Source organism: Cupriavidus sp. 05N40 (assembly GCF_056397305.1).
Genome location: NZ_JBFTND010000280.1, coordinates 1 through 7440 on the forward strand (window position 1 = coordinate 1; position 7440 = coordinate 7440).

The 7440-nt window shown below is 63.8% G+C and carries 8 protein-coding genes; 7 read left to right on the plus strand and 1 reads right to left on the minus strand.

The features are described from left to right. On the minus strand, positions 1 to 305 hold a 305-nt coding region (locus AC1DO7_RS37535), incomplete at its 3' end, for a response regulator (protein WP_477117316.1). A 274-nt stretch (positions 306 to 579) separates the two neighbouring features. Between AC1DO7_RS37535 and recA the strand changes: the two genes are divergently transcribed. The 7 genes from recA (at position 580) to AC1DO7_RS37570 (ending at position 7306) form a co-directional block, all read left to right on the plus strand. Further along, positions 580 to 1647: a recombinase RecA gene (gene recA / locus AC1DO7_RS37540; RefSeq protein ID WP_441643541.1), complete on the plus strand. Its 1068-nt coding sequence runs from the start codon at positions 580 to 582 to the stop codon at positions 1645 to 1647. Between the two features lie 112 nt (positions 1648 to 1759). Further along, entirely contained in the window at positions 1760 to 2227 is a 468-nt protein-coding gene (gene recX, locus AC1DO7_RS37545) for a recombination regulator RecX (protein WP_441621461.1), read from the plus strand. Between the two features lie 348 nt (positions 2228 to 2575). Beyond that, positions 2576 to 3250 carry a DUF2889 domain-containing protein gene (locus AC1DO7_RS37550; RefSeq protein ID WP_441621463.1) on the plus strand — a complete coding sequence of 225 codons (675 nt, stop codon included), beginning with the start codon at positions 2576 to 2578 and terminating at the stop codon, positions 3248 to 3250. A gap of 68 nt (positions 3251 to 3318) precedes the next feature. After that, positions 3319 to 4485, plus strand: a complete 1167-nt coding sequence (sucC, locus tag AC1DO7_RS37555) for an ADP-forming succinate--CoA ligase subunit beta (RefSeq protein ID WP_441621464.1) — start codon at positions 3319 to 3321, stop codon at positions 4483 to 4485. Between the two features lie 90 nt (positions 4486 to 4575). Next, on the plus strand, positions 4576 to 5457 hold the full coding sequence (gene sucD, locus AC1DO7_RS37560) for a succinate--CoA ligase subunit alpha (RefSeq protein WP_441621466.1): 882 nt from the start codon (positions 4576 to 4578) through the stop codon (positions 5455 to 5457). A gap of 334 nt (positions 5458 to 5791) precedes the next feature. Next, a complete protein-coding gene (locus tag AC1DO7_RS37565) occupies positions 5792 to 6487 on the plus strand; it encodes a TerC family protein (RefSeq protein WP_441621468.1) in 696 nt (231 codons plus the stop codon). A gap of 375 nt (positions 6488 to 6862) precedes the next feature. Then, the gene (locus tag AC1DO7_RS37570) at positions 6863 to 7306 is read left to right on the plus strand and encodes a pilin (protein WP_441621535.1); all 444 of its coding nucleotides are present in this window, start codon (positions 6863 to 6865) and stop codon (positions 7304 to 7306) included. The last annotated feature ends 134 nt before the right edge of the window (positions 7307 to 7440 follow it).

Here is a 7440-nt window from a genome sequence, read left to right on the forward strand (position 1 = left end):
GGCTTGGCCATGTAGTCGTCGGCGCCCAGGTCCAGTCCCTTGACGCGCTCGTCCACGCCGTCGGCCGCGGTCAGGATCAGCACCGGCACCATGGCGCCGCGCGCGCGCAGGCGCTTGAGCACTTCCAGGCCGGGCATGCGCGGCAGGCCGAGGTCGAGGATCAGCAGGTCGAAGGTCTGGGTGGACAGCGCCGAATCGGCCTCCACCCCGCTGGCGACATGATCTACGGCATAGCCGGAGTGGCGCAGGGAGCGCGTGAGGCCGTCGGCCAGCACATCGTCATCTTCGGCGATCAGAATACGCATGGTTGTCTCCACCCAGGCTCGGCTTTGGCGCACCTTTTGTGACCCGTCGTTGCCAGGTGACGCGGGTGGGGCTTGCCAAGCATACTGTTTTTTTATACAGTACCCGCTTGTTCCGGTCGCGCTTTGCGCGGGCCGGCATTTACCGGATTACTAGCCGCCTCTTTTACGCGCAAGTCGCGTGGCGAGTTGCGCGGCGCGGGGCGGGCGCAAGCCCGCAAAAGCAGGCAGCGCGCCACATGCGGCCTATTTATACACCATTGATGGAAGGACGACCATGGATGACGGCAAGAAGGCGAGTGCTGGCGTGAACGCCGAAAAGCAGAAGGCGCTGGCGGCCGCGCTGGCCCAGATCGAGAAGCAGTTCGGCAAGGGCTCGATCATGAAACTGGGCGAAGCCGACATCGATCAGGATATCCAGGTCGTGTCCACCGGCTCGCTGGGCCTGGACATCGCGCTGGGCGTCGGCGGCCTGCCGCGCGGCCGCGTGGTGGAAATCTACGGTCCGGAATCCTCGGGCAAGACCACGCTGACGCTGCAGGTGGTGGCCGAGATGCAGAAGCTGGGCGGCACCTGCGCCTTTATCGACGCCGAGCACGCACTCGACGTCAACTATGCCGGCAAGCTGGGCGTGTCCGTGGGTGATCTGCTGATCTCCCAGCCCGACACCGGCGAGCAGGCGCTGGAAATCACCGACGCGCTGGTGCGCTCCGGCTCGGTCGACCTGATCGTCATCGACTCGGTGGCGGCACTGGTGCCCAAGGCCGAAATCGAAGGCGAGATGGGCGATTCGCTGCCCGGCCTGCAGGCCCGCCTGATGAGCCAGGCGCTGCGCAAGCTGACCGGCACCATCAAGCGCACCAACTGCCTGGTGATCTTCATCAACCAGATCCGCATGAAGATCGGTGTGATGTTCGGTTCGCCCGAAACCACCACCGGCGGTAACGCGCTGAAGTTCTACGCGTCGGTCCGCCTCGATATCCGCCGCATCGGCTCGATCAAGAAGGGCGACGACGTGATCGGCAACGAAACCAAGGTCAAGGTGGTCAAGAACAAGGTCTCGCCGCCGTTCCGCGAGGCGTTCTTCGACATCCTCTATGGCCAGGGCATCTCGCGCCAGGGCGAAATCATCGATCTCGGCGTGGATGCCAAGGTCGTCGAGAAGTCGGGCGCCTGGTACAGCTACAAGGGCGAGAAGATCGGCCAGGGCAAGGACAATGCGCGCGAATACCTGCGCGAGAATCCCGATATCGCCGACGAGATCGAGAACAAGGTGCGCGAATCGCTGGGCGTGGTGCTGATGAACGGCACGCCTGCCGCCGCGGTCACTGCCGCCGAGGCCTGAGCGCAGCCGGCCGGGGCAATCCCGGCCGCGATCCGAGCCTGACCGGGGCGGCACGTGCGACAGCGCGCGCCGCCCCGGTGTCATTTGGTGTGCATTCGCGACGTCTTTCTTCATGGCCACCCGTCCCCCTCTCTCCCTCAAGGCCCGCGCGGTCGGCTACCTGTCGCGCCGCGAGCACAGCCGCACGGAGCTGGCTCGCAAGCTGGCCCCGCACGCGGAGTCCCCGGAAGCCCTGGAGCAATTGCTGGACGCGCTCGAGCGCGAGAACTGGCTGTCCAATGCGCGCTTCGTCGACAGCCTGGTGCACCGCCGCGCCAGCCGCTACGGTGCCGCCCGCGTCATGCAGGAGGCTCGCACCCACCAGCTCGGCAGCGATCAGCTGGCCGACCTGCAGGAGCGCCTGCGCGATTCCGAGCTGGAGCGGGGCCGCGCGGTCTGGCAGAAGCGCTTCGGCGCCCCGCCGGCCACGCCGGAAGAGCGGGCAAGGCAGATCCGCTTCCTGGTGGCCCGCGGTTTCTCCCGCTCGGTGGTCAGCCGCATCATCAAGGGCGCGGACGAGTGGCTGGACGGCGGCGACTGAGGTGGGCCGCCGCGGGTCGTGGCGTGTCCCTGCGCGACGTGACGCACCCGCAATATCATGCACCGGCACGGGGCGCATACCTGCGTTGCAAGTAGGCGTATTCGCGCCGCGCGCAGCCTGGCCGCGCGGGCCGCATGACCGCCTCGGGGCGCGCTTTCCCGCACCGCAGCAGGCGATCCGCCGCCCGACAATCGCCTCCAACAGCACCGCGTGCAGTTAGTTCCCGGCCAAAGTTGTCCGTCATGTTAAAATCCTGCGGTTTTCCGGCCCAGCCGCCCCCAAAAGCAGTCCTTTGGTCGTTCGTAGCTGTTCATTAGCCGTCCGTTCCCCCCGCTCCAGCCTGCTGTCATGCCGCTTTCCCCGCCCGTCAACCGCTCCCTGCGCCATCGTCGTGCCATCACGGCCGAGGCCTATCTTAGGGACGATGGCCTGTGGGATATCGAAGCGCGCCTGACCGACACCAAGCCGCGTGCGATCCCGCTGGCCGGCGGCGGCGTGCGCCCGGTGGGCGAGCCCCTGCATGACCTGTGGCTGCGCGTCACGATCGACGTGCGCATGAATGTGGTGGACGCCGATGCCTGTTCTGACTGGGTGCCTTACCCCGGGCAGTGCGACACCATCGGCCCGGCCTACCGCAAGCTCATCGGCCTGAACCTGATGAAGGGCTTCCGCAAGGCGGTGCGCGAACGTCTGTCCGGCGTGGCCGGCTGCACCCACCTGACCGAGCTGGCCGGCGTGCTGCCGACCACCGCGATCCAGGCCTTTGCCGGCGACGTCATCAATATTCGCGACGCCGGCGCCGAAGACACCAATCCCGAACCCCCTTACCAGTTGCACGGCTGCCATGCCCTGCATTTCGAAGGTGAGGTGGTGCGCCAGTTTTACCCGCGCTGGTATGGTCACCAGCCGAAGCCGAGGATCAGGACCGAAGGGTCCCCGACCCCGGCGGCGCAGCCAGCGGAGGCGCTCGCCGCCGCCGAAGGCGGCGCCGTATCCCGCAGGCCTACCGGCACGTCCGGCTAAGTCGCACGGCCTGCAAAACGCCGAGATTCCATCTCTACACTTTTACGCCTACCCGAAAGGAAACACGCATGAATATCCATGAGTACCAAGGCAAGGAAATCCTGCGCAAATACAATGTGCCGGTTCCGCGCGGCATCCCCGCGTTCTCGGTCGAAGAGGCCCTGAAGGCTGCTGAGCAACTGGGCGGCCCGGTCTGGGTCGTCAAGGCGCAGATCCACGCGGGCGGCCGCGGCAAGGGTGGCGGCGTGAAGGTGGCCAAGAGCATCGACGATGTGAAGACCTACGCCAGCAACATCCTGGGCATGACCCTGGTCACGCACCAGACCGGCCCGGAAGGCAAGAAGGTCAACCGCCTGCTGGTCGAAGAAGGCGCTGACATCAAGAAGGAACTCTACGTCAGCCTGGTGGTGGACCGCGTTTCGCAGAAGGTGGCCCTGATGGCTTCCAGCGAAGGCGGCATGGACATCGAAGAAGTCGCTGCCCACAGCCCGGAAAAGATCCACACGCTGATCATCGATCCGGCAACCGGCCTGGCCGATGCCGACGCTGACGACATCGCCCGCAAGATCGGCGTGCCCGACGCGAGCGTGGCGCAAGCCCGCCAGGCCCTGCAAGGCCTGTACAAGGCATTCTGGGACACCGATGCTTCGCTGGCCGAAATCAACCCGCTGATCCTGACCGGCGACGGTAAGGTGATCGCGCTCGACGCCAAGTTCAACTTCGACTCCAACGCCCTGTTCCGTCACCCGGAAATCGTCGCCTATCGCGACCTGGACGAAGAAGATCCGGCTGAAATCGAAGCTTCGAAGTTCGACCTGGCCTACATCTCGCTGGACGGCAACATCGGCTGCCTGGTGAACGGCGCCGGCCTGGCCATGGCCACCATGGACACCATCAAGCTGTTCGGCGGCGAGCCGGCCAACTTCCTCGACGTGGGCGGCGGTGCCACCACCGAGAAGGTGACCGAAGCGTTCAAGCTGATGCTGAAGAACCCGAACCTGAAGGCCATCCTGGTCAACATCTTCGGCGGCATCATGCGTTGCGACGTGATTGCCGAAGGCGTGATCGCTGCGTCGAAGGCCGTGTCGCTGTCCGTGCCGCTGGTCGTGCGCATGAAGGGTACCAACGAGGAAATCGGCAAGAAGATGCTGGCCGACTCGGGCCTGCCCATCATTGCTGCCGACACCATGGAAGAAGCCGCCCAGAAGGTGGTGGCTGCGGCCGCGGGCAAGTAAGCCAAGACGCACGAACGCCAACAAAACGCGACGCGAGCAGCGCGCCGGGCCAGGCCCCGCGCTGCTTGGAGCCAAGCAAAGGATTACAGCATGTCGATTCTGATTAACAAAGACACCAAGGTCATCACCCAGGGCATCACCGGCAAGACCGGCCAGTTCCACACCCGTGGCTGCCGCGACTATGCCAACGGCAAGAACTGCTTCGTGGCCGGCGTGAACCCGAAGAAGGCCGGCGAAGACTTCGAAGGCATTCCCATCTACGCCAGCGTGAAGGACGCCAAGGACTCCACCGGCGCCACCGTTTCCGTGATCTACGTGCCGCCCGCAGGCGCCGCCGCCGCGATCTGGGAAGCCGTCGACGCTGACCTGGACCTGGTGGTCTGCATCACCGAAGGCATCCCCGTGCGCGACATGATGGAGCTCAAGGACAAGATGCGTAAGGGCAACAAGAAGACCTTGCTGCTCGGACCGAACTGCCCTGGCCTGATCACGCCGGACGAAATCAAGATCGGCATCATGCCGGGCCATATCCACCGCAAGGGCCGCATCGGCGTGGTGTCGCGCTCGGGCACGCTGACCTATGAAGCCGTGGGCCAGCTGACCGCGCTGGGCCTGGGCCAGTCGTCGGCAGTGGGCATCGGTGGCGACCCCATCAATGGCCTGAAGCACATCGACATCATGAAGATGTTCAACGACGATCCCGAAACGGACGCCGTGGTCATGATCGGCGAAATCGGCGGTCCGGACGAAGCCAACGCCGCCGAGTGGATCAAGGACAACATGAAGAAGCCGGTGGTTGGCTTCATCGCTGGCGTGACCGCGCCTCCGGGCAAGCGCATGGGCCACGCCGGCGCGCTGATCTCGGGCGGTGCCGACACGGCGCAAGCCAAGCTGGAAATCATGGAAGCCTGCGGTATCAAGGTCACCAAGAATCCGTCGGAAATGGGCCGCCTGCTGAAGTCGATCCTGTAATCGCCGCTTTCTGGTGATATCTGGCGGACCCCGCCCGAGGGCGGGAGATTTGCCGGTGCCGGGGTGGCCTGCCTGAACGCAGGTGCGCCGCCGGCCCTCGATGCCCCCGCCTTCGCGCGGGGGCGCGTCATTCTGGGACGCCAGGAACCTAGGGTATCTCCCGAGGCTGGCGAACTGGCGATTGAAACCGAATCGAAAGCTTGATACGGTAAATCTCATGTCTGAAGACTCAGACATCCGAATTCCGTCATCATCGGCTGGACGTCGTCGGTTGGATCGCCCGTCGCCATGCGGCGTTCGAATCATAATTTAAGAAAACTCGAGGAGCTTTACCGTGGAACTGCTGTCCTCCACCGCGTTCTGGATCGCGCTGGGATCCATCATCCTGACCAATATCGTGCTCTCCGGCGACAACGCCGTGGTGATCGCGCTCGCATCCCGCAACCTGCCGCCCGCCCAGCAGAAGAAAGCGATCTTCTGGGGCAGCGCCGCCGCCATCATCATGCGGGTGGTGCTCACGGTTGCCGCGGTCAAGCTGCTCAGCCTGCCTTACCTCAAGATCGTCGGCGCCTTGCTGCTGGTCTATATCGGCGTGCAACTGCTGACCGGCGAAGACGACGAAGACGGCCATTCGGCCAAGGACAATATCTGGGCCGCGATCCGCACCATCCTGATCGCCGACCTGGTGATGTCGCTCGATAACGTGGTGGCCGTGGCCGCCGCGGCGCAGAAGGGACCGGAAGGCAGCCAGCTGATGCTGCTGGTGCTCGGCCTGGGCCTGTCCATCCCCCTGATCGTGTTCGGCAGCACCATCCTGCTCAAGGTCATGGACCGCTTTCCCGTCATCATCGTGCTGGGCGCCGCGCTGCTGGGCTACCTGGCCGGCGAAATGCTGGTGAGCGATCCCGTGGACGCCGCCTGGTTCGAGATGCACGTGCCGCATGCGCACCTTGTGTTCGGCATCATCGGTGCGGCGCTGGTGGTGTTGGTCGGCAAGCTGCTGCAGAAACGCGCGGCGCAGCCAGCCTGACGGCATGACGTATTGAAGCGGAGCCGTCCGGATCGGACGGCTCCGTGAACGGACGGTGCACCTTGCTGCACTACCGGACGGGTGGCCCAGGGGCCACCCGTTTCGTTTTCCGCCGCACCGCCGCGGCCCGGGAATTCAGTGCGGTTTCGCACAGAGTTAAACAGGATTTTGTGTTTACTGACTGTCCGCGTCATCTTAAGTGACAAAATTTGCGCCGTATCAAGGCTCGGAACACTCCGAAGTGGCGAAAATTGTCACTCGCCGACGAAGCCACCGGGGTTTGCGGCGCTGGCACGCTAAGTGCTAAAGGATTTACAGCATCACATGAAACAAAATGTTTCTATCTGTATCCAAAATTCCTTCGAGGGGTCAATCATGCAAAAACGGGTTCAACTGAAGAAACTGGGCCGCCGTGTCCAGAAGGGTTTCACCCTGATCGAACTGATGATCGTTGTGGCGATCATCGGTATCCTGGCTGCGATTGCGATTCCGCAATATCAGCAATACACGCAAAAGGCGAAGTTCTCCGAAGTCATCAATACTGCGGAGTCGTACAAGACCGCTGTGGGTGTCTGCGTCCAGGAAACCAGCAGCGCGACGGGCTGCAGTGCTAACTCCAATGGTATTCCGCAGATTCCGACTACGCTGCCCGGTAACGTTCAGGCATTGACTGTTACAGACGGCGTCGTGACGGCGACTGGCACGGCCGCGGCCGGTGGTTATGTTTTTGCGGTTTCGCCGGTAATTGACAACGGTGTTCTCAAGTGGGCTCATGTCGCCGGTACCGATACCTGCTTCGCCGCGAATTATTGCAAGTAATTGCTGCATCTCCTGCCGCGCCGCGATTACGCAATGCGCGGCAGGTGAAGGAAAGGCGCCTCAGGGCGCCTTTTTTTATGGATCCAGGGAGTGTGCAAACTCTGCGCCTCAGTCTTCTCCGGTGCAGCCTGTGG